Source organism: Clostridium sp. Marseille-QA1073, assembly GCF_054863625.1.
In genome coordinates, this window is sequence record NZ_JBSVQM010000022.1 from 14,558 (window position 1) to 36,378 (window position 21,821).

At 28.1% G+C, this 21,821-nt stretch carries 27 protein-coding genes and 2 pseudogenes; all 29 read right to left on the reverse strand.

Annotated features, from left to right (window positions below; all coding sequences use genetic code 11):
- Positions 1-5: 5 nt before the first annotated feature.
- Positions 6-764, reverse strand: a complete 759-nt coding sequence (locus ACY1IQ_RS16725; protein WP_461615039.1) for an alpha/beta hydrolase — start codon at positions 762-764, stop codon at positions 6-8.
- 515 nt (positions 765-1,279) lie between these two features.
- Complete coding sequence (locus tag ACY1IQ_RS16730; protein ID WP_461615040.1) at positions 1,280-3,256, reverse strand: YgiQ family radical SAM protein; 1,977 nt, start codon at positions 3,254-3,256, stop codon at positions 1,280-1,282.
- A 134-nt stretch (positions 3,257-3,390) separates the two neighbouring features.
- A complete protein-coding gene (locus tag ACY1IQ_RS16735; RefSeq protein WP_461615041.1) occupies positions 3,391-3,855 on the reverse strand; it encodes a GNAT family N-acetyltransferase in 465 nt (154 codons plus the stop codon).
- A gap of 239 nt (positions 3,856-4,094) precedes the next feature.
- Entirely contained in the window at positions 4,095-4,568 is a 474-nt protein-coding gene (locus ACY1IQ_RS16740; RefSeq protein WP_461615042.1) for a GNAT family N-acetyltransferase, read from the reverse strand.
- Between the two features lie 82 nt (positions 4,569-4,650).
- The gene (locus ACY1IQ_RS16745; protein WP_461615043.1) at positions 4,651-5,169 is read right to left on the reverse strand and encodes a GrpB family protein; all 519 of its coding nucleotides are present in this window, start codon (positions 5,167-5,169) and stop codon (positions 4,651-4,653) included.
- A gap of 160 nt (positions 5,170-5,329) precedes the next feature.
- A complete protein-coding gene (locus ACY1IQ_RS16750) occupies positions 5,330-6,019 on the reverse strand; it encodes a radical SAM protein (RefSeq protein WP_461615044.1) in 690 nt (229 codons plus the stop codon).
- Positions 6,020-6,107: 88 nt separating this feature from the next.
- The gene (locus ACY1IQ_RS16755) at positions 6,108-6,653 is read right to left on the reverse strand and encodes a GNAT family N-acetyltransferase (RefSeq protein WP_461615045.1); all 546 of its coding nucleotides are present in this window, start codon (positions 6,651-6,653) and stop codon (positions 6,108-6,110) included.
- A 438-nt stretch (positions 6,654-7,091) separates the two neighbouring features.
- Positions 7,092-7,673 carry a GNAT family N-acetyltransferase gene (locus ACY1IQ_RS16760; protein WP_461615046.1) on the reverse strand — a complete coding sequence of 194 codons (582 nt, stop codon included), beginning with the start codon at positions 7,671-7,673 and terminating at the stop codon, positions 7,092-7,094.
- Positions 7,674-7,862: 189 nt separating this feature from the next.
- Entirely contained in the window at positions 7,863-8,267 is a 405-nt protein-coding gene (locus ACY1IQ_RS16765) for a GNAT family acetyltransferase (protein WP_461615047.1), read from the reverse strand.
- A gap of 115 nt (positions 8,268-8,382) precedes the next feature.
- Positions 8,383-8,739, reverse strand: a complete 357-nt coding sequence (locus tag ACY1IQ_RS16770) for a hypothetical protein (protein ID WP_461615048.1) — start codon at positions 8,737-8,739, stop codon at positions 8,383-8,385.
- Between the two features lie 87 nt (positions 8,740-8,826).
- A complete protein-coding gene (locus ACY1IQ_RS16775; RefSeq protein WP_461615049.1) occupies positions 8,827-9,192 on the reverse strand; it encodes a hypothetical protein in 366 nt (121 codons plus the stop codon).
- A gap of 126 nt (positions 9,193-9,318) precedes the next feature.
- Positions 9,319-9,861 carry a 2'-5' RNA ligase family protein gene (locus tag ACY1IQ_RS16780; RefSeq protein WP_461615050.1) on the reverse strand — a complete coding sequence of 181 codons (543 nt, stop codon included), beginning with the start codon at positions 9,859-9,861 and terminating at the stop codon, positions 9,319-9,321.
- A gap of 278 nt (positions 9,862-10,139) precedes the next feature.
- Positions 10,140-10,580 (reverse strand): class I SAM-dependent methyltransferase, encoded by a 441-nt coding sequence (locus ACY1IQ_RS16785; RefSeq protein ID WP_461615051.1) that lies wholly within the window; start codon positions 10,578-10,580, stop codon positions 10,140-10,142.
- Positions 10,581-10,765: 185 nt separating this feature from the next.
- A complete protein-coding gene (locus ACY1IQ_RS16790) occupies positions 10,766-11,527 on the reverse strand; it encodes a Nif3-like dinuclear metal center hexameric protein (protein WP_461615052.1) in 762 nt (253 codons plus the stop codon).
- A gap of 37 nt (positions 11,528-11,564) precedes the next feature.
- A pseudogene (locus ACY1IQ_RS16795) lies at positions 11,565-11,733 on the reverse strand (tyrosine-type recombinase/integrase); the annotation flags it as partial.
- Positions 11,721-12,203 carry a Csac_0668 family 2Fe-2S cluster-binding (seleno)protein gene (locus ACY1IQ_RS16800; RefSeq protein WP_461615053.1) on the reverse strand — a complete coding sequence of 161 codons (483 nt, stop codon included), beginning with the start codon at positions 12,201-12,203 and terminating at the stop codon, positions 11,721-11,723. The pseudogene ACY1IQ_RS16795 and the gene ACY1IQ_RS16800, both read right to left, overlap by 13 nt.
- A 3-nt stretch (positions 12,204-12,206) precedes the next feature.
- Positions 12,207-12,647: a hypothetical protein gene (locus tag ACY1IQ_RS16805; RefSeq protein ID WP_461615054.1), complete on the reverse strand. Its 441-nt coding sequence runs from the start codon at positions 12,645-12,647 to the stop codon at positions 12,207-12,209.
- A 267-nt stretch (positions 12,648-12,914) separates the two neighbouring features.
- Entirely contained in the window at positions 12,915-13,538 is a 624-nt protein-coding gene (locus ACY1IQ_RS16810; protein WP_461615055.1) for an HD domain-containing protein, read from the reverse strand.
- A gap of 237 nt (positions 13,539-13,775) precedes the next feature.
- Entirely contained in the window at positions 13,776-14,252 is a 477-nt protein-coding gene (locus ACY1IQ_RS16815) for a DUF3888 domain-containing protein (RefSeq protein WP_461615056.1), read from the reverse strand.
- A gap of 335 nt (positions 14,253-14,587) precedes the next feature.
- Entirely contained in the window at positions 14,588-15,370 is a 783-nt protein-coding gene (locus ACY1IQ_RS16820; RefSeq protein ID WP_461615057.1) for an ABC transporter permease, read from the reverse strand.
- 3 nt (positions 15,371-15,373) lie between these two features.
- Positions 15,374-16,177 carry an ABC transporter permease gene (locus ACY1IQ_RS16825; RefSeq protein ID WP_461615058.1) on the reverse strand — a complete coding sequence of 268 codons (804 nt, stop codon included), beginning with the start codon at positions 16,175-16,177 and terminating at the stop codon, positions 15,374-15,376.
- A pseudogene (locus tag ACY1IQ_RS16830) lies at positions 16,174-17,154 on the reverse strand (ABC transporter ATP-binding protein). The gene ACY1IQ_RS16825 and the pseudogene ACY1IQ_RS16830 overlap by 4 nt, the downstream one beginning before the upstream one ends.
- Positions 17,155-17,341: 187 nt before the next feature.
- Positions 17,342-18,469, reverse strand: coding sequence for an RNA-guided endonuclease InsQ/TnpB family protein (locus ACY1IQ_RS16835; RefSeq protein ID WP_461615059.1), 1,128 nt, complete (start codon positions 18,467-18,469; stop codon positions 17,342-17,344).
- Between the two features lie 434 nt (positions 18,470-18,903).
- Entirely contained in the window at positions 18,904-19,377 is a 474-nt protein-coding gene (locus ACY1IQ_RS16840) for a GNAT family N-acetyltransferase (RefSeq protein WP_461615060.1), read from the reverse strand.
- A 260-nt stretch (positions 19,378-19,637) separates the two neighbouring features.
- Positions 19,638-20,039 carry a VOC family protein gene (locus ACY1IQ_RS16845; protein WP_461615061.1) on the reverse strand — a complete coding sequence of 134 codons (402 nt, stop codon included), beginning with the start codon at positions 20,037-20,039 and terminating at the stop codon, positions 19,638-19,640.
- Positions 20,040-20,064: 25 nt separating this feature from the next.
- The gene (locus ACY1IQ_RS16850; RefSeq protein ID WP_461615062.1) at positions 20,065-20,364 is read right to left on the reverse strand and encodes a hypothetical protein; all 300 of its coding nucleotides are present in this window, start codon (positions 20,362-20,364) and stop codon (positions 20,065-20,067) included.
- A 596-nt stretch (positions 20,365-20,960) separates the two neighbouring features.
- A complete protein-coding gene (locus ACY1IQ_RS16855; RefSeq protein ID WP_461615063.1) occupies positions 20,961-21,140 on the reverse strand; it encodes a hypothetical protein in 180 nt (59 codons plus the stop codon).
- 148 nt (positions 21,141-21,288) lie between these two features.
- The gene (locus ACY1IQ_RS16860) at positions 21,289-21,468 is read right to left on the reverse strand and encodes a hypothetical protein (RefSeq protein WP_461615064.1); all 180 of its coding nucleotides are present in this window, start codon (positions 21,466-21,468) and stop codon (positions 21,289-21,291) included.
- Positions 21,469-21,498: 30 nt separating this feature from the next.
- Positions 21,499-21,816, reverse strand: a complete 318-nt coding sequence (locus tag ACY1IQ_RS16865; protein ID WP_461615065.1) for a CXXX repeat peptide modification system protein — start codon at positions 21,814-21,816, stop codon at positions 21,499-21,501.
- Positions 21,817-21,821: the final 5 nt, after the last annotated feature.

Sequence of the window (21,821 nt, forward strand, 5' to 3'; positions counted from 1 at the left end):
CTCCCTTAACTTTCTAAACGATTTAAGAACCAATCCTTAGTAAGATTAATTAAAGTATCATAATATTCGAGAAAACTATGGTCAGCACCGTCAATAATTTCTAATCTACTATCCTTAGGAAGTAAGTTCATTGCTCTTTTAGAATTTTCATAAAGAAGCTTTTCCTCCTCATCATTATTACCATGTATTAGTAAAATAGGACAATGAATATTCTTCATAAGTTCACTTTGATTTGTTAACTCAAAGTCCATAAGCATTTGTTTATCAACTATTACTTGTTTTCTTATTCCTTCACTTATATTTTCAGTTATATATCCTTTTTCATTTAATTCTTTAATTTGTTCCTCTGTAAAATGTTTACTCCAATTATATTTCATTGGACCAGTTAAAGCTCCTGATAAAACCATTGTATCTATATCTAAACTACAACAATTTAAACAAATAAGACTTCCAAGACTGTGGCCATAAAGTCCTATTTTTTTATATCCTAGTGATTTTACAAATTTGATTGCAGAATTTAAATCATCTATTTCTTTAGAAACAGTTATACTATCGTCATCACTTTCTCCACATCCACAAAAATCAAATGTCAAAACGTTATATCCACATTGATTAAGAGCTTCTGTCAGTCTAGGAAATCTACCCTTTGAACACTTATCAGAAATAAATCCATGAGCAAAAATAATTATTGATTTAGAATTTGTAGGAAAAAGATTCCCTACTAATTTTAAATTTCTTGAGTTAATAAAAGTTATTCTCTCCATATTTATCCCCCTTTTATCAACCATATTATATAAACATAGTTTTTAATATCTTCCATATTAAACTATAATATCCTTTTTTATTGCATAAAAAGCGTGCCTGCTGTCACGCTAATTAAAATTATTGAATTCACGACTAACAATTATTTAAAAATTCCCCCCCTGGGGTCTATAACAAAGTTATAAGTTTTAAACAAAATAAAAGCAGTCACAACATTTAAATCTGCAACTACTTTCTTATATAGACCCCTGGGGTGCAGTGGGATACGGCACAATATCTGCGGTATTGAACAATATTTAGAATGTATTGATTATCTCCATAATATTAGCATAAACTCACTAGCTTTAGCTCCAAATTATACTGCACCCCAGGGAACCATAAAGTGCTTCGCGCTGTTCCCCAGGGGTGGAATCTACAATAAAAATTCTCAATTTCATATTAATGTAACCTTAAACTACTTAATGACGCAATTATATATAAATGGATAGATTAAATTTAAAAGTGATATATCTATATATTATCGTCTTCTACTTTTTCCACTGTTTTTATTATTACCTTTAACTCTATCTTTTGGTTTACTCTGTTTTAATCTCTTATTACTTTCTTTACGATTATTTTCCTTTGTGTTAGGCTTGTCTTTAGTCTTAGATTTATATGTACCTGATTTTTTATATTTATTGTATTCTCCATTGCTTTTGTTTCCCTTAGGTTTAATTAAGCATTTTGGTCCATATCCAATTAAGTCTATTCTTCCTGCTTCAGTTAATGCTTCATATACTAAATTATAATGCTTAGGGTTTCTAAATTGAAGCAATGCTCTTTGCATAGCCTTTTCATGTCTAGTTTTAGGGACATAAACTTCTTCCATGGTTAATGGGTCAAGTCCTGTATAAAACATAACTGTTGATAGTGTTCCAGGAGTAGGATAGAAATCTTGAACCTGCTCTGGTTGATAATTTATATCTCTCAAATACTCAGCTAATTCTATTGCTGAATCTAAAGTACTTCCCGGATGACTTGACATTAAGTATGGTATTATGTATTGCTTTTTACCTAACTTTTCATTTATTTTAAAGAACTTCTCTCTAAATTTATCATAGGTTTTTCCAGCTGGTTTTCCCATATATTTTAAAACATTAGCTGATACATGTTCTGGAGCAACTTTTAATTGACCACTTACATGATGCTCTATAAGTTCTTTAAAAAATTTATCATTTTTATCTGCCATTATATAATCATATCTTAATCCTGAACGTACAAATACCTTTTTAATCTTAGGTAAACTTCTTACCTTTCTAAGTAATTGTAGGTATTCACTATGATCTACGTCCATGTTCTTACATGGGTTTGGATATAAACACTGTTTGTCTTTACAAGCTCCAAACTTTAATTGCTTTTTACAAGCAGGCCCTCTAAAGTTTGCAGTTGGTCCTCCAACATCATGAATATATCCTTTAAAGTCTTCAAGATTTGTAATTTCCTTTGCCTCTTCTAATATTGAATCTTCGCTTCTACTTTGTACAATTCTGCCCTGATGAAAGGTTATGGCACAAAAAGAACAGTTTCCATAACATCCTCTTGAGCTAACTATACTGAATTTAACTTCATCTATAGCAGCTATTCCGCCTTGTTCTTCATAAATTGGGTGATAACTTTTTTGATAAGTAAGAGAATATACTTTATCTAATTCTTCTCTATTTAATATCATCTCTGGTTTATTTTGTACCAAATATTTTTTTGCATGTTTTTGTACTATAGTCTTCCCCCTAATTGGGTCCTGCTCCTCATATTGTACCTTAAAAGCTTCTGCGTGCTTTCTCTTATCTGCACAAACTTCTTTATATGAAGGTATTTCAATATAATCACTTATGCTTTCTAAATTTTCTGCTACATAACAAGTACCTGGAATATGGGTGATATACTTAGCCTCTAAACCATCATTTAAATTGTTAGCAATCTCAACAATTTGCTTTTCACCCATTCCATATACTAAAAGGTCCGCCCCACTATCAATGAGCATAGATTTTCTTACCTTATCACTCCAATAATCATAATGAGCAAATCTTCTAAGACTTGCTTCTACACCACCAATTATAATAGTGACATTTTTATATGCTTCCCTAATTTTATTACAATAAACAATTGTTGCTCTATCTGGCCTTAATCCCATCTTTCCACCAGGAGAATAAAAATCTTTATCTCTTAGCTTTTTACTTACAGTATAGTGGTTAACCATAGAATCCATATTACCTGCATTTACTAAAAAGCCTAGCCTAGGCCTGCCTAACCTTTTGAAGTCATCAACACTTTTCCAATCTGGTTGAGCTATTATTCCTACTTTATAGCCTGCATTTTCTAAAACTCTAGAAATAATTGCAGTTCCAAAGCTATGATGATCTATATATGCATCTCCTGTAACTAAAACAAAATCTAATTCTTCCCATCCTCTGCTTTTCATATCTTCTTTACTAATTGGTAAAAATGTATTTTTCATTCGTTTCACCTGCTCATCTCTTGTTAATCTAAAATAGATTATACCATTATATCTTTAGTTTTTACTAAGGATTCCTTATGTTAATTTTTTCATGCGATTATAAGTATATTGAAAAGAATAGCTCTAATCTTATTTTAAATATTATAAATCATCAAAGGTAACATACGCCCTTTTGATACTGAAGATTCAATTTTATCAATAGATTTTGCTCCCATTTTTAAGTAAAATTTTTCAGCCAATGGCTCTGCAACAATTTTAATCTCCTTAATTTTTAATTGATGACATACTCCATCCATATGCCTCCATAGCATTTTACCTATACCTTTTCCAATTACATTAGGTTCAAGAAATATGTATTCTAAATATATTTCATTACTATCTTCAATATTTAGTCCATAAAAACCTAAAATATTATTTTCATCTTCAACTACATATATAGGATTACTATTAATGAATTCCTTTGTGATAGTTAATTCTTGTCTGCACTTTTCTAAAAACTCTTTATCATATCCCCAATAAGCCTTTGCCCTTAACGCAACTTCAGTTAAAATATTATCTTCATTTTCATTTGCAGGTCTTATATTATATTCTTTATTCATTTTCCCTCTCACCTTATTTCAATATTAATAGCTTTACAATATTTTATAAAATAATTTTATTTTACAAATATCATTAATGTTAATAGTAATTTCGTAAAGTAGATATTATAAGCTTTTTAAAATTCTTATATTTCTTTGGTAAGTCATTTTCTCCATTAATCAATTGAATTAAATTCACTAAGTCCTTAACTTTCCCAGTTTATGCCTCTTATATTTTTATAATTTCTAATGAACCGTCCCTATACATGCTTTTTATAAAATACAATTGTCATATTATCATTTATTATTTTTCTTTCTTCACCTTGACAATAACCCATTTTCTCATATAAATAGCAATTTTTCTTTTCCTGTAAAATTGTATCAAGCTCCCAAGTTGCAGCTTGTGGATATAGTTTCTCAACCATATTTATTGCTTGCTGTGCAATGCCTTTTCCCTGAAATTCTGGTGCAATAAATATTGGACCTAGTCTATATCTTGTTGTGTCTTCCCACCATACAATTCGAATTCCACCTGCAAGCATGTTATTACAGATTATCTTATAATAATCACCTAATTTGTAGTTAATCCTGCTTATAGTTTTTTCAAGAGTTTCATTTGCAGGACTTGTTTCATAATCTTGATATTTTTCAAGTAAAGGCATAAATGTTTTAACCTGTAGATTAAATAATTCTTCAGCATCTTTTTGAGTGGCTTTTTTCAGTTGCAGGTTCATTCTATTGTCACCATCTTTCTTATACTAAAAATAACATATATATAGATTTAATATGCGTCTTATAATTAACTATAAATTATGCTTATTTCGATTTATGATACCAATCAACTGCTTTTCTTTCCAAATTCTTTACAAATGAATCCTTACCTAAACAGTATGCTTCAATATCTGATGGATATTTATTTGCAAGTTCTTGCTTAAGCTCTCCATACTCATATGAGTCTTTTGGATGAGTTCTTAGATAATCCCTAACTGCAAGATGTCTTTCAATATCACAAACATTATTGACATCAAATATATGAACATGATGTGTCCTATTCTCTAAACCTTTTCTAAAGTATCGTCTACCTGCAATTCCATATTCCCCCATAGGTTCATATCCTAATTCTTTAAATTTATCGTTATATTGGTCTACTTTTTCAATGTCATGCACTACTGGCATAATATCAATGATTGGTTTAGCCTTTAAATTTTCCACTGAAGTACTTCCGATATGATGAATTTCTATTAATTCCTTTCCAAGTATTTCTTTTATCTTCTTTGCCTCTTGATTATATATTGAAGCCCATTCTTGGTCATAATTAACAACAACTACTTTCATAATTTGTTTCCTCCTCTAATATAAATTATCTTCATTCCAAAATATTATATTTATATCATAAATAAATATTTTTACTTTAATCTATACTTAATAAATTCAACAACTTGTCTATTTTTAATTATTCACTTTAAATATTATATTCCACAATATAAATCTTTATTTAAATACATAACTTTTTTCTTATTTCATTAAGTCTTTCATTACTTACTTCAAATGCGCCCTTAAATCTATCCTCATCTGGTGTTTCTAGAAATACTTCATCGGGACTTATTTTTTCAATTATTTCTTTAAAGAGCTTAATAGATTCCTCTGTATCTGAATAATTTTTTATAATGGTAATATCTAAAATAAATTTGCCTTTAAACCATTTTTTAAAATTAGCCATGTTATCGATGTATTTTTCTAATGTATACCCTTCAAGAGGTCTTTGTAATTTCTGAAAATACTTTTCATTTGTAACTGCCAATTCTCCTATAACCTCATCGCACAATTCAAGGACTTCTTTATTTTCTTCTTTATCTAAAAGATAACCATTACTTAAAAGCTTCACTTTTCTGCCTTTATCTTTTATGAGTTTTATAATATCTATTAATTCTCCATTTGCCATAGATTCACCATCAGGATTTATAAATACAATTTCAACATCAATTGAATCTAAAAAATTTGATAACTTATTAATAAAATTTTTTGTTTCATCAAAGAAAAACTTTTCTTCTGTTTTTACATCAGTTCTTCCTAATGGACAAAATACACAATCAAAGCTACAAAATCCTTTTGGAAGTGGATTAATATCTACTGTCTTGAATCCATTTGTATCTTTATATACTTTACCTATTGAAAATGCTTCCATTTCAATCACTCCTTATTCACGTATCTCTATCATCTAATATATTTGTTAAATTAACTTATTTAAAAACTATATATAATTCATTTAATTACTATGAATTTATATATTTAATTTTGTATTCCTGTTCAGTCATTAAATATGAAGGATGATATAGCCCTGTTGGTGGATAAAATTCATCATGTATATAAGTAAATCCAAGTTTTTTAAGTAATTGAGCAGATGCAATATTTTTAGGATTGTGACCAGCAAAAATTGCCTTAGCATTAAGATTAGTAAATGCATATTTAATGACAGCAAGACATGCTTCTGTAGCAATGCCAGATCCCCAATAATTATCTTTTAAATGTATGCCTATTTCAAAAATCTTATTTTCATAATCATAGGGTCTTAGTCCACAACAACCTACATTTTCATTAATTTCTTTAAGGTATATTGGCCAATATTGAATATTATAGTTTTTATACATTTCTATCTCTTTTCTTAGCCTCTCATAAACTTGCTTTTCTGACATTTTACCATCTGCAACAATTAGTTTTGTTACCTTAGCATTGCCCCAAAGTTCTAAAGCATCATTTAAGTCTTCTTCACTCCATACTGAAAATCCTAATCTTGCTGTAGTAAGAAAAAAATCTCTCATTCTATATTCCTCCAACAGTTATAAAATTTTGTATATATATTATATCATTGCCTAATATAGAGTTCCTCAATGGAAATTTAACTTATGCATGATTTTAATTTCCATAAAAATTCTTTTCTATGAATGAAAAATTAAGGATGAAAGATGAAGAATTATGGTTAAAACTTCACGGTTAAGACCTTTGAAGTTTTTTGAGAATAAATTTTATTTTAAGAAATTCACTAAGGGTGAATTTCATCCTAAATTTTTCATTCTTCATTATTAATCCTTAATTTCTAAGGGGTTAGTCTATTTTTATAGAAAATTTATTTTCCAAAGTATACATTAATTTTTCGTATTGTATGCCTATAGAAGATACTATAAATTTACTTTTTAATATGTAATAAAAGTTATATAAGCTTTACATTAATTTTAAAATAAGAAGATTTTCAATTAGTTTTAAAGTACTAATTCATACAAATTACATTCATGAACTCTTTTAAATTTATTTTTAATTTCTTCTTTTTCTTCCCCTACATAATGTGTAAAACAATTACATATAAATAACTTTTTAATTTTAGATTCAGTAATCTCACTACATTCATTTCCTTCAGTGTAGACATGTAGATATGATTCTTTCCAGTTAAATCCTCTGTTTTTATACCAATCATTTACCGACTTATCATCTCTTGTCCATGCTTCAAGTTTTTTTATACCTTTATTCTTTAATCTATTTATTGCTTCATTTAATAATAAAGTTGCAATTCCAAGCCCTCTATATTCCTGTAATACCGCTATATGCCATACAACCCCTCCTAATTCATTAGCATTATAGCAAACTTTTCCTTTTCCTGTTTCATACTCTATATCAATTAAACCTACTATCTTATTATCTACTTCTGCTACTAGTTCAATTGAAGGATTTTCATAGTGTTCTTTTTCCCTTAATACATTATCAAAATATGCACTATCTAAAAAGGATAAGACTCTACACCTTACCCATTGAAAATTATCAGCATCATTATATTCTCTTATTATCATTCATATCCCCCTAAGATAATTGAATCTGTAATATTAAAAAATGTTTTATTTTTGTGCTATTTATTGAAACATTAACTCTCTGTACAATATCTGATAACAGAAAAAAATTTAGATTTTGAGGCGAACACTGTTCGCCCCTACACTAAATATTTTTTTATTTTGAATACATATAATTATAGTCATAACCATTTAAAGTTTTTTTGTCATAAAAATTAAATTTTCACTTTTATATTCTTGTTTCTCATAGAATGATTGAACACCTTGATTATGTGGCTCTACTAGTAGATTAATTTTAAAAGCTCCTTTTTTCTTCAATCTTAATTCCGACTCTTTAATAATTTTAGTACCTATATCTTCATTCCTTCTTTCAGGTAACACCGCTAAATGATATATCCATGCTCTTCTACCATCCCATGCTCCAATAACTGCTCCAATAATTTCATTATCCTCTGCAACTAAAAATAGTTCCTTATCTCTTTCTAATTTTTTCTTGATTTCTTCAATGCTATCTGACTGCTTAATTTTTAAACCACTTCTTTTCCATAAGTTAATAACTTCATCGTAATCCTCAACTTTGAAATTTCTAATTATCATTTTAATCAATTCCCCACTTTAATTTTTAAAATAATAAAATTCAATTTATAACTTATAAAATTTAATAGATTATTTTTATACTTTTAAATCCTGAGTATTATAAATTTTTATACTACTAAGAGTTAACCTTAACTTCTTTTGTAGATAGATTTACAATTCGTGTTCGGGTGTCTGCTTTTGAAATGTATATAGCTTCTCCATTATTATCAATGCAATATGAAATAAGGATTGATATTCCACAATTTCTATATGATCCATCTGCATGACTTGTACCAATTATCATTGTTTTATATGTTTTAGCAATATTTTTTCCCTCGTTTATCCACTGGTCAAATTGCTCATCACTAAACATTCCAACGCCAATTGGATGTGCAATAAAATCAATTGTTTTATTTACATTCTTCAAATCTCTTACACCTTTTAAGATTTCCATGCAGGGTATCTGAAATAAAATAATTAGCCAAAGATGCAAGAATATTTTGTGCCAGACAAGGCGTCAGGTTCCAATGATAGTTATGCTATCATTGGGTTCTGACAACGCAGTATGTCACAAAATAGTCTAGCATACTGGCTTTTTATTTTTTTGAAGATGCCCAGGCAAGTACCCAATTGTTGTTTTATTATAATCAACTGACATTGGTGTATACAGTTCTTCATCTTCACTCGGTGGAGTTTTAGCTCTTTCTAAAATTTTCTCCCCGCAATTATTTATTACTATTGCTCTATCTTTATTATTAAATCTGTATGATGTAATAATAGCTACATTATATTTTTTAGCTATTTCACAAGCCTCTTCTAAAATTTTTTCATTTGATAAATATCCTTCTGGAAATAATACTATATCTATTTCTCTATTCATCTTTATTTCATTTTCAAGTTGCTCTATATTTTTCTCATGGATTGGCTGACCTATTAAAACTTTCATATTAATCCCCTATCTAAAATTAGATTAACTCCCTTATAATCATTTAGATTCATATTAATTCTTCCAAAATTTATTCTAAAGTAAATACAAATCACTATTTTTGAGATATAGGAAGTATTTTATATGTTATAAATCTTCCTGTATACATTCATCATCCGGTGAGTAAAATAAGGCTATTTCTTTAACAGTAAATCTTAAATTTAAATCCTTATCACAAAGCTCTCTTTTTATTTCTTTAAAATCTTTTTTCTGATTATATCCAAAAGATAATGTTGAATGAAAATGAAAATTCTCTCCGTCAAAACCGGATTTAGGTATTTCAAATTTTTCAAGCAGTTCTTTATTAAGTCTATTATGTATGTCTCTCAAATATCTTATTTCATTGACATCAAGCCATAAAATTTCTATATCATTTTCATTATCTTTTACCTCAATTAAATTGATTTTTGAAAACTCTAAGTCAAAAGACTTTAAACTATCTGCTAAATTATCAAAATATGATTCTATCTTATCAATACTATTCACTTTAAAAGATTGTTTTAATGATATGTGCTGTGGTAATAGGGCTGGCTCTATAGATGCTCCATATTTATTAGTAATATCATAAACAATTTTTCTAGCATAATTACTAATTTTGTAATCAACAAGTAATGCAAAACATATAAACATTTTTTCTCCTTTCTAAGCATTGTCGTTCCAGCCTTCTATACTTTTGTTTAATTAATTTTTTTCAAAAACAAGTTGCATTCTTGGTGTATGTTCATCTATCGCTTGTCCTTCATCACACCAAGTACATGCTGTCTTACATATTAAGCTATACTCTTTGCATAAGTTTGTTATTTCATCCTTTGAATATAAATATCAATTAAACTCATCTATTATATTGGTATTGTCATAACTAAGAGTTACATTAAATCTATTTCCTTCTTTTTTCACTTCTTCTTTTATTAGTAGATTTTCTTTAGTAAATTCTCTCTTTCCAACATTCTTTTCAAAAAATCTTTATTGTAAATATCTAATATAAATCTGCCATTCTTATTTAACAAACTACTTATTTGTTTAATGATGCTAATATTCACATCATCATTAAAATACCCAAAGCTATGCCACATGCTAATTATTCCATCAAAAGAATAAGGCAATTTCTCTATGTTTCTCATGTCATATGAAAGATATTCAACATTTTTATTAGCTGATTTTTCAGCTTTTATCAAAGCATCTTCATCTCTATCAATTCCTAGGACATTATATCCATATTCCCCCAACATATTAGAATGCCTACCATAACCACAGCAAAGGTCCAATATTTTTTTATAATTTGATATTGGAAGATGTTTCTTTAAAAAATTCACTTCTATCTCAGTATCAGAAACATTTTTACCTTTCATAAATACTTCAAATCATAATTTTGAATATTCATTTACCATTTTTATACCCCTTTGTATATCTAGTGTAGTGCACCCTACACTGGCTTATTTTACTATCTTTATACATAGACCACATATAATTAATGTAGTCTATAATTTAATTGTTAAATTCTTTTAAGTTATACGTATTTCTCTGTTATTATGTCTTATTTTATATTTGCTTCATAATGATCTTCATTAAGTCTCACTACTTCAAGTTCTTTTTTATTCTCATTCAATTTCAATGCTAAACTTTGAATTCCAAAGAATTCTGTGAAAGTATGACTCCCAATGATAAGATTTATCCCTTTAAACTTAGCATATTGAATCGTATACAAATTACATTCACCTGTAATGTATACATCACACTTATTTTCAACTGCTTCCTTAAGGCAAGTTGTTGGTCCTCCATTACCACAGACTAAGCCCACTCGCTTCACCTTTTTGTCATTAAACCGCCAAAATTTAACTGGTTCTTCAAGTAGATTTTCAATATTTTTTACTAATTCATTAAATTCAATTTCTTCATCATATTCTGCGATTCTACCAAAATATAACCCTTCCCATTCGTGGGTTCTTTTGACATTTTCTAAATTCAATTTTTTTAATAAACTATCATTTGTTCCAAAGTTACAGTCATCAAGTGGCAAGTGATTATAGTAGTGACTTATACCATACTCTGCTAGTTTTTCTATGCATGCCTCTTTTAATCCATATATTTCATCCCATGCATCGTGGTGTGTCATCATCATATCAACTCCATGAATTCTTGCTTCCTCTATAGTTTCAAGCGTTAGATTAACACAGTATCCTAATTTTTTAACTTTTTTATCTGCATGGTATGTAATCCCAGATTCACTAGAATAGATTTCCTTACTTGTTACATTAAAAAGATCATTAATTCTTTCAACAATATGTGAAACATCCATATACTTACCTCCTCATTTTCATCATGCTTTGCCTTCAATTCTGTTTCATAAAGTAGATTTAGTAAAAACCTATCTCTAAGGTTATTACAGGCTCTAATGAGCATTCCTATTTCCTCTTTGGATAGTGTCTTAGGTTTAGACTTAGGAACTTTCAGTTTTAATATATTGCTTGTTACTTTCTTTTGTTCATGTGCTATTTCATATAGTTGATTGTTTCTTGAATAATAGGGCTACAACATTTACCCAAAGGATTATTAATTTCACATTTTCCATTCTTCATTGCTCCTGTAATTTTAATAATATCCTTTATATCTTTTGCTCCATCATTAAGGACTGCATTAATAATTTGTTCTTCTGTCACATGATTACAGTAACATATGTATTTAGGATCTGCGTCTTTTTTATACCAAATAGGAATTTTCATATCTTCCTTTTTAAATATTACATTCCCATGTAAACCATAATAAACAACTTCACAATCTTGATTTAAGCAAATACGATAATTATCCTGATTTATTTTGTGCACAAGGCTATCAATTATAAAATGCCTAACAGTTATTCCTTTTACTTCTTTAGTATTTCCATTGCATATAGGACATGCATAAAATTGTTCTGCTAAACCAACAGAATTTTCTTTACTTGCTCAACAAGATATCTTTATATCTTTACTTTTCATCTTTTATACCTCTTTTTTCTTTGAAATCCATGAATGGAAAGAAAAAGTCTTTGGAACCACATACTTAACCCATTTCACTTCTTCACTTGTAATATTATCCATTGATAACTCAGTTCCATAATGCCCAGAAAAAAATAATATTTCTTCTTCTCTTTGCAAAAAAAGAGAAAACCATTTAAGTCGTTTATTTTTGTTAAATCCATTATAAATTATTTCATTAATTACATTCTCATTAATGTTAAAAGTAAAAATAGTCATATCTCTGTAGCTATCCCTATCTACTTCCTTACTTAAAGGTAAAAGCTCTTTAATAACTTCTTCCTCATTCCAGCAATCTATTCTTATACTATCTGCATCTTCTAAAAAATTTAAAACTAATATCCTCCAAAAATCAAATTCTACTAATAAGCTTGTACTGTTAAACTGTACTCCATATGTTCTCATATACTCGCCCCCTTTAACAATTGAGAACTTAATTCAATTCACGATGCACAACTTAATTTAATTCACAGTTCACAATGCACAATTCACAATTGTGGATATTTCTCAGGTACTACTGAGAAATTTTCAACTGATTAGCTATAGTGGTGAACAGCGTTCGCCATATAGTAACTAGCAATTGCATTACTAGTCAAAATAAATTTAAAGAAATTATTTTACTAAAAAAATAATTTCATCCTTAATTGTGAATTGTGAAATGTGCATTGTGCATTATTTAAAAGTATTCTCTACAACTCCTGGCAATACGCTGTATAGCGATTTCCCCATTTTTTCTTCAAAATATAATTTAGTTTCAAAGGTTGCTTTCCATTTATCAATGATATGTTCATGCATTCCATGTCTTAATGCTACGTCAACCATTCTCTTTTCCATTAAACAATATCCACTTGGAAGTGCTAATGCGTCACATAATTGTATTAACTTATCATAATCATCATATTTTGCAGTTTCAATATAATCTTTAATAAAATTATATTCTTCATCACTACAATAATCCCATCTACCAAAGCTACTTCTTATGTCATTACAATTAAATGAATGAGTTAAACAAATTCTTGCTACTTTATGATATCCTTTTTCCATGGCAAAATTATAACCAAGTAAAGTATGTTTCATATATGTTGGACCGAATCTTACTCCAATGTCATGGAGCATACCTAGAACTAATGCAACCTCCGGATTTAAATCCTTGCAATTCTTTGCTATTAATTCTGCTGCTTTTCCAGCATTAATTGAATGTTCTATCCAAGGACCTGGAAACAATCTTTTTCCATCCTCCAATAATAATCTTGCTTCCTCTATAGTTGGAACCCCTTCTTCTAAATAATTTTTCATATTTTATCCCCTTATTTAAAATCATTTTATAAGCACATTTGTCTATTTGTGTCTATATTCAATGCAAACTAAAAAATTCCTTTTTTACAAATATTAAGAGATAACTTATTTAGTTAGAAATTAGCTGTTAATAAAAAAATGGCGAACACTGTTCGCCGCTACAAAATTATCTTCCACCCTTAGATGCAGAGTTCTACATCTGCATTATTAAATTTTACAATTGAAAATAATACTAATTTAAGGAATCGGATTTTTATAACCTTTCTTAATTATATCCTCGTAGTTAGGAGGCAGCACATAACTTTTTATATGTTCAAATTTTTCAATTTTAACATTTCCCAAGCCTTCTATTATAACAGTTATATAGTCAAGTCCCACACTGTTGTGTGGTCCTATATAAGAATCAACTTGAAGTTTTAATCTAAAAGAGAATGTTCGATAACCATTCGGTCTTTCAGCATTCAATACATATACTGTGTAGGGAGCAACCATTGGAGTCTGCGTTAGGTACTTTGAGTAGTATTTATCAACTTCATTTTGAATATATGGTAATAACAATGATATAAAAATATCTTGATATAATTCTTCTCTTGATTGCTCTGGTGGCTGATACGGTATATTTGATGGATATAATGTATTAGCAGAAACAAATATAAACTGAAATCCTAACATTAGGATAATTAGCATCATAATAGATTTATTAGCCTTTCTCATTATCTCACCCTTTTTCACTCATATTAGTATTATTATCTGCATTAATATTAAATTCTTACTGGAAAATTAAAATAATATTGAGCATAAATGCCAATAAAAATAGCATTGATAATGCTAATATCAATGCTATTTTTTCGTTAACTTATATACTTTTTTTGCATTTTATACCTCAAATATTAATTATTTTCATTATCCATTGATTAAACTGTTTTCCTGCAGTGAGAAATGTGGCGAACATTGTTCGCCGCTACAAAATCTATTTAAGAAATTAGTTTGATTAAAACTAATTTCAACCACAATTGTCAATTGTCCTTTTTCAATTCTTAATTGCCTAATTATGATCCTGTAGATTTGTAGTGTCTAACTCCAAAACGCCAAAATATATAACTTGGGATTAAAAATAAGAAAGAAATTATTGGCGATAACATATGAAAAATTTTGTCTCCTTGATATTTATCTATAAGAAATAAAAAAGGATAATAATTAATAAATGCAAGTGGAATAACAAAAGTAAAAAATTTTAATACCCATTCTTTATATATATCTAATGGATATTGTGCAATTTCTCTTCCACCATCAGTGAAAATACTCATAAGTTCTAATCCTTCTAAAGTGAAAAAACATATTGATGCATATATCATAAATAAGCAGACAAATAAGCATACTCCGCCTGCTATCATTAAAGTGAGTGTGAATATTTTTTCTAAATTCCAATGAATTCCACAGGTAATTATTGCATAAACGAAGATAACAAGCGCTTGTCCAAATCTTCCTATTTTTGTGAGTTCTATCTTAGATCCTATTATCTGCAATATTTCATTTTGAGGCCTTACCATAATTCGGTCAAATTCACCATTGGATATCATTCCAGAAAATCTATCAAATCCTCTGCCAAAACATTCTGCTAGTGCAAAGGACATATATATTGTACTAAAACATAATAATACTTCATTAAAGGTATAATTTTTAATACTCCCAAATCTATCAAAAAGAAAGTACATACTTAGAAATGAAAAAAGGGTTGTTAATGCTTGTCCTATTGCGGTAAGTATAAATGAAGTTTTATATTGCATAGCTGAACGTAAATGAATAGAAAGATATTTAATATATAATTTCATACCTTAACCTCCTTGTACAATTACACGTTTTAATGTTTTTGATAATAAGGCCTTACCAACTACAATAAGTACTATAGCCCAAATTATTTGTAATGTAATTGTCCTAAAGATATCATCTAGAGGAATATTTCCGCTGTAAATTCTAAATGGAACGTTTTGCATAGCTCCAAAAGGTGTAAGATATATATATTTGGTCAACCAATTTGGTAAAAGTGGTAAAGGTACAAGTGCTCCAGAGAAAAAATCGGCAGTCATAACAAGTACCATTCTCACTCCCATAGGAGAAATAGTATAAAAAGTAAGTATATATACTAGCATACAATATGCTACAACTACAATGAATGCTAAAAACATAGAAAGAATAAAAAGGATACCTGACATATATGAGCTAGGTAAAGTAAATCTATATGGTTCTGGTAAAAGAAATGCAATAATCAATATTGGACCACATCTTAAAACTGCTTTTGAAAGTCTTAATGAACAATTTTTAGCAAACCATATATCATAAATATCCAGTGGTCTACATAATTCATAAGAAACATTTCCTGTTGATATTAAATCAAAGATATCATTATCTAAAAACCATGTCATAAAAAGTGCTAAAAATGCTTGCTGAAGCCATATGTAGTTTGAAATCTGTGAAAAATTCATAGGTGACATAGTGGGATTGCTATTATAAAAAGTTTGATATAACATTATATACATAAATCCCCAAGCAAATTGAGTAGCCATTCCTGCATATGCAGCTGCTCTATATTGAAGTCCATTTATAAATCTAATTTTAAAAAATGATAAATATGCCTTCATATCTTATACTCCTTGTATAAACCAACTACTACATCATCTACTGTAGCTGAGTTAACACTAAAGTCATTTAATTCAACCTTTTCAGCTAAATAAGACATGGCAGATGAAATTGATATAATCTCCGTATCAACTGATACAACTGCATGTCCAGAATATTTTTCTACAAAGGCTAATCCTTTTGTTAATTCATTTATATCACCATTATAATCTAAAGTTATCTTTCTATTTTGATTAAACTTTTGCTTTAAATCCTCTAAATCACCATCAAGTAGAACTTTTCCTTTACCAATTAAAATTATTCGTTTAGTAAGTGCATCTATATCTTGTGTGTCATGGGTTGTAAGTATAATAGTAGTTTTATTTTCTCTATTAATAGTTTTTATAAAATCTCTTACTGCAATTTTGGATACTGCATCAAGACCTATAGTAGGTTCATCTAAAAACAATATCTTAGGACTATGTAGTAGTGATGCTGCTATTTCACATCTCATACGCTGCCCAAGACTTAATTGCCTTGTTGGCACTTTAATAATATCTTCGATATCCAGTAAATCACTAATCATATTCATATTATTTTTAAAGCTTTTATCAGAAATTTTATATATATCCTTTAAAAGCTGAAAAGAATCCTCAACAGGAACATCCCACCAAAGTTGAGAACGTTGACCGAATACAACTCCTATGTCTCTTACATAATTTATCCTATCTTTTCATGGAATTTTTCCATTTACATAGCATTCTCCACTATTAGGATGAAGTATACCACTCATTATTTTGATTGTAGTACTTTTTCCAGCACCATTTGGTCCTATGTATCCTACCATTTCCCCTTCATCTATAGTAAATGATATGTCCTCAAGTGCATTTACTACTTCATAATCTCGTTTAAAGAATGACTTAAAAGCATTGCCTAACCCTCCTTTTCTTTTAGAAACACGGAAACTTTTTGATATTCCTTTCATTTCAATCATTTTCATCCCGTTATCAAAACACTAAAAAGCTCTATAAAAAGATTATATACGTTTATAGTTTTGTTTATTTCCCACTTCATAATGTCCAGTTTTGTCGAAACTACTTCTGTTTGATATAACACTCCATAGGCTTTGCCACCTAATAAGGTAGTGGGTTGTAACGATTACCCAATTTAGTTAATCTTTTAATTGATTATACTAAACCATAATTTGCAAGATTATAACTAGCATTTTTATCTCTATCACAACTAAAACCACAAGAACATTTATAAACTCTATCTGAAAGTTTTAAATCACTCTTAATAGAACCACAATGACTACAGGTTTTACTTGAAGGATAAAATGTAGGTACTTGAATAAATTCAATACCATACTTTTCACATTTATATTTCATTTGATTTATAAATATATTAAATCCTTGCTCTGCTATTGCCTTTGACAAGTGTTTATTTTTCATCATATTAGATACTTTTAAATCTTCCATTATCACCCTAAAAGGTTTGGCTTTCACGATTTTAGAAGTGCTTTGATGGATATGATTTAGTCTAATATTTTTAAATTTACTATGAAGTTTTTTAATCCTTTTTTCAAGTTTTGTAATGTTCTTAGTTTTTTGGTAACTACCTCCTTTTTTATTTTTTTCATATTTCCTTGAGCATTGTCTTTGCAATCTTTTTAATCTTTTATTTAATTTTTTAACTCTATTTGTTTTATTAATATTTTTAGCATCTAAATCATCTATATTAGTTATTGCTAATTGCTTTATTCCGAGATCTATTCCTAAACTAAAATCATTTAATTTAATTTTTTCTAATGGTGTTTCAACACCTAATGAGAGTATCCATACTCTGTTATTAAAATGTATTCTAGGATTTTTAAAATTCTTTATAGTGGTTAAATCAATATCATAGTCTACTCTGCATTTAACTTTGCCAATCTTTTCAAGATTTACAAAATCTTCTTTGAAATAAATTCTGTCATGTCTACTATAAAATCTAGGTTTTGATTTTTTCTTACTTTTAAATTTAGGAAATTTGCTACCATTAAAGAAATTTTTATATGCTTTATCTAAATCTCTAATGCTTTCCTTTAATGTTGCATTAGATACTTCATAAAGCCACTCATAGCCTTCAGTATCCTTTAAAATAGTTAATTCCTTACCTAATTCTGAAACTGATAGCTTTTTATCATTAATTTTATAATTTTCTATTTGCATTGATAATGTCCAATTATAAATAAATCTCATGCAACCAATGTGTTTATACATTAAAGTTATTTGTTCTTTTGTTGGATATAATCTTATATTTAGTGCTTTTATCAAATTTATCACCTCACATTCTAATAGCTATTATATCCAATTACTACCTTTATATAATAGCTTTGAGATGATAAAATAACTAATAAAAATTTAAAAACAATAACTACTATATCTAATGTTATATACAATAAAATTTAAAATAAATTTTAAAAACATTCTACTGAAGCTACATACCACTTTTAAAATTACTAAATAAATAGGCTATTTTAAAAATCTTTTAAAAAATATTATACCTTTATAGCGTTTTTTTACTTTTCTTTAACAGTTATTTATCCTCCAATCCTTTAATTGTATTTTTAAGTAATTATTCATCGTGCTAATATATTTTACCATAATACTCCATTAATACAATGATTTTATTAATTTTGATGAACTAACTCCTTTACAAAATTAAATAACCCTTGTGAATTACTTTCATCAAGGGTATTCTTCAAAATTTAAACTATATATTTTTTCATTCTAATAAATTCAAAATCTTTCCCATTTGTATGTTGAATATATTTGTCTACATATTTAAATCCTATTTTTTCATATAGTCTTATTGCTCGATGATTAAATGAAGCAACTGCTAACATCACATAATCCTTCTTATAATCAAATTTTTCTACTGCAAAATCAATACCTGAATTTACAAAATTAGCTCCAAGTCCTTTAGATGTTAATTCAGGCTTAAGGCCAAAGCCTATCCACATAATCTCATCTTCAAAATAATAGGAATAGAAGCCAACTAATTGACTCTCTTCGTTTAATACAGCAAACTCATTTCTGCCCCATCTATCTTCAATCAAAAATTCTTCTAAATCTTCTTCATCAGCAGTCATATCGTAAAATGAAAATATGCCATCATACTTCCAATTATATGCAATCTCATGGGCATATTCACTATTCATAGAAATAAATTTGAAATTCATAGTTATTCCCCCATATACATCCTACTTTCAAATTTAATTTATGCTTTCATAAAATTGTTCTATTAAATTATTTAAATTTACATTAATATAAAGTTGAGAATTGAGATTGACAATGGACAATTATTGGTACGTCTCCTTTATAGCAGAAGTTTTAAATTAATTCATTTTCAAAGTGACATAGTCACTTTATTGAAAAATCTATTTAAGAAATTAATTTGGCTAAAACAATTAGTGGTGCAAAAATATACTAACATACTCTCTTATTGTTTTTGTTTAAGCTTATTATAAAATCCTTCTTTATCTGTCCATTGAATTAAATCAATTTCAAATCCATCAGGATCTTTAATGTAAAATTGTCTTGAAAACTCTTTAACGATAATTTTTTCTTCTTTGTTAACATAACCCTTTATTTTTAAAGTATCTAATAGCTCATCTACATTTTCAACAAAGTAACCTATATGTCTAAAATTCTGTTCCTCTTCAACTTGGAAGCCTTCTCTTTCCGAAATGAATAGCTCATGTTTGTCACCTTTTAATATGGCATATTTTTTCCCATTTAATTTTATACCACTATCAATCAACTTATAATCAAGTGCACCTTCATAAAATAATATAAATTTATCTACATTTGATACATACCTATTTAGGTGATCTATAATCATAGCATTTTCCTTCCTTTATATTTTATTATTTTTCACTCTCTTTAGGACAAACTTCATTTACATAATCCCAATACTCTCCAGGGGTTAGTGGTTTTGGTTCAGTAATCATTTCAGCTACTTTAGCAAGTTCTTTAATTTTATTTCTAAGCATTGGCTGCATACAATTTGGAACATGGTCTTGATTAACTCTATGTATCATTACACATTCAAAACAATTTCCATGCCACTCACATTTAACTTTAGGGCATGGACACTTTGTGTATTTTCCTGATTTAATCATAGCTCTCAATTCTTTTATTACTTCTACATATTCTTTCTTTTCCATATATAATATCCTCCATTTTAGTGACATATTAATGTACTTATCCTAATCGTTCTTTTTAATAATTCTACGAATAGATATCAAATACATTCTTAGTATATTTCATCTTTAAAAATAGGACAATAATACATTTATTATACCTCTAAAAGTACTTTTTTTGAATCTGCTAGTATTTCAGCTTTTCTTTCCTACAAGGTATTAGACTTTTATTTTAGACTATAAATATGCATAAAAAGAAAAAATATTACAACTTTAAGACTATTAGATAAGCCATTGAAATAACTTGCAAAATTAAACGTAAAATTCTATACAATCAAATACAAAACACTTAAACTGTGTGTCTTAACAAGTTTATAATAGTTTTTAAATTTATGAAATAACTATTTAATCTCAAAATAACATATAAAAGTCAAATATATTAATAATAATTCTCTTACATTATTAACTTTTACTACTTTTACAAAATAAAAGAGAGCAAGAATTTCTATCCTGCTCCCCCCATCTTTGTAAATTAATAAATTTAAATTTGTTGCAAAATTTGATAGTTTCGTTTAATAGCACTTGTTTATATCAAAGCTTAAAGGTATTTTAATATTTTGTTAATACATACCTGGTCCTAATCTACATTGATCAGCACAACTCATGCTGCAATGTCCTCTACAACTTCCACTACATCCATAAGAGCACGCTCTAGCACAACTATCTCCACACATTGTTGAACAACCTGAACAACCAGCAGCGTAGCTTACTGTTGATTTTTGTTCAAATAAATGTTTCATAAAATTCTCCTCCTTTTAAGTTATAAATGAGTTTTACATTGAATAAAAAGGAACAACATTTCATATAATGCTCCCCTATCTCTGTAAATTAATAAATTTAAATTTGTGTGAAATTCAATAGTATGAATTAATAATTTTTTAAATTGTATTAGTATGGTCCAGGTCCAGCCATACAACGATCTGCACAACTTGTGCTACAATGACCTCTACAAGTTCCTGTACATCCATAGGAGCATGCTCTAGCACAGCTATCTCCACACATTGTTGAACAACCTGAGCAACTAGCAGCGTAGTTTACTGTTGATTTTTGATCAAATAAATGTTTCATAAATTCACCTCCTTTCAAATTATAAGTATATTATTCCTGTTTTGTACAAGCACATTCTTCTTCTATAAGGAATATTTCATTAGTATGAAAATTAATGCTCCATTCTCCATTTTCACTATACTTCCAATTATATTTGCTACTTTTTTCAGTCCACCATTCTCTATATTTTAAGGACACTTCCTCCATATCCTCAACTATTTTTTTATACATACTATCTCTTTCATCTAAAGTTAGCATAGGAGAATCTAAAGTTAATAAAAGTTCCTTCAATGAAGATTTTCTTTCATTTAATATTAATATTTCTCTCTTCTCATTTTCTGTCACAACTCCAACTTTTTCACTATACATTATGA

Coding starts and splice junctions, on each gene's coding strand:
- ACY1IQ_RS16725 (WP_461615039.1), bottom strand. CDS start 764: ATGGAGAGAATAACTTTTATTAACTCAAGAAATTTAAAATTAGTAGGG.
- ACY1IQ_RS16730 (WP_461615040.1), bottom strand. CDS start 3,256: ATGAAAAATACATTTTTACCAATTAGTAAAGAAGATATGAAAAGCAGA.
- ACY1IQ_RS16735 (WP_461615041.1), bottom strand. CDS start 3,855: ATGAATAAAGAATATAATATAAGACCTGCAAATGAAAATGAAGATAAT.
- ACY1IQ_RS16740 (WP_461615042.1), bottom strand. CDS start 4,568: ATGAACCTGCAACTGAAAAAAGCCACTCAAAAAGATGCTGAAGAATTA.
- ACY1IQ_RS16745 (WP_461615043.1), bottom strand. CDS start 5,169: ATGAAAGTAGTTGTTGTTAATTATGACCAAGAATGGGCTTCAATATAT.
- ACY1IQ_RS16750 (WP_461615044.1), bottom strand. CDS start 6,019: ATGGAAGCATTTTCAATAGGTAAAGTATATAAAGATACAAATGGATTC.
- ACY1IQ_RS16755 (WP_461615045.1), bottom strand. CDS start 6,653: ATGAGAGATTTTTTTCTTACTACAGCAAGATTAGGATTTTCAGTATGG.
- ACY1IQ_RS16760 (WP_461615046.1), bottom strand. CDS start 7,673: ATGATAATAAGAGAATATAATGATGCTGATAATTTTCAATGGGTAAGG.
- ACY1IQ_RS16765 (WP_461615047.1), bottom strand. CDS start 8,267: ATGATAATTAGAAATTTCAAAGTTGAGGATTACGATGAAGTTATTAAC.
- ACY1IQ_RS16775 (WP_461615049.1), bottom strand. CDS start 9,192: ATGAAAGTTTTAATAGGTCAGCCAATCCATGAGAAAAATATAGAGCAA.
- ACY1IQ_RS16780 (WP_461615050.1), bottom strand. CDS start 9,861: ATGTTTATATGTTTTGCATTACTTGTTGATTACAAAATTAGTAATTAT.
- ACY1IQ_RS16785 (WP_461615051.1), bottom strand. CDS start 10,580: ATGAAAGGTAAAAATGTTTCTGATACTGAGATAGAAGTGAATTTTTTA.
- ACY1IQ_RS16790 (WP_461615052.1), bottom strand. CDS start 11,527: ATGGATGTTTCACATATTGTTGAAAGAATTAATGATCTTTTTAATGTA.
- ACY1IQ_RS16805 (WP_461615054.1), bottom strand. CDS start 12,647: ATGAGAACATATGGAGTACAGTTTAACAGTACAAGCTTATTAGTAGAA.
- ACY1IQ_RS16810 (WP_461615055.1), bottom strand. CDS start 13,538: ATGAAAAATTATTTAGAAGAAGGGGTTCCAACTATAGAGGAAGCAAGA.
- ACY1IQ_RS16815 (WP_461615056.1), bottom strand. CDS start 14,252: ATGAGAAAGGCTAATAAATCTATTATGATGCTAATTATCCTAATGTTA.
- ACY1IQ_RS16820 (WP_461615057.1), bottom strand. CDS start 15,370: ATGAAATTATATATTAAATATCTTTCTATTCATTTACGTTCAGCTATG.
- ACY1IQ_RS16825 (WP_461615058.1), bottom strand. CDS start 16,177: ATGAAGGCATATTTATCATTTTTTAAAATTAGATTTATAAATGGACTT.
- ACY1IQ_RS16840 (WP_461615060.1), bottom strand. CDS start 19,377: ATGAATTTCAAATTTATTTCTATGAATAGTGAATATGCCCATGAGATT.
- ACY1IQ_RS16845 (WP_461615061.1), bottom strand. CDS start 20,039: ATGATTATAGATCACCTAAATAGGTATGTATCAAATGTAGATAAATTT.
- ACY1IQ_RS16850 (WP_461615062.1), bottom strand. CDS start 20,364: ATGGAAAAGAAAGAATATGTAGAAGTAATAAAAGAATTGAGAGCTATG.
- ACY1IQ_RS16855 (WP_461615063.1), bottom strand. CDS start 21,140: ATGAAACATTTATTTGAACAAAAATCAACAGTAAGCTACGCTGCTGGT.
- ACY1IQ_RS16860 (WP_461615064.1), bottom strand. CDS start 21,468: ATGAAACATTTATTTGATCAAAAATCAACAGTAAACTACGCTGCTAGT.
- ACY1IQ_RS16865 (WP_461615065.1), bottom strand. CDS start 21,816: ATGTATAGTGAAAAAGTTGGAGTTGTGACAGAAAATGAGAAGAGAGAA.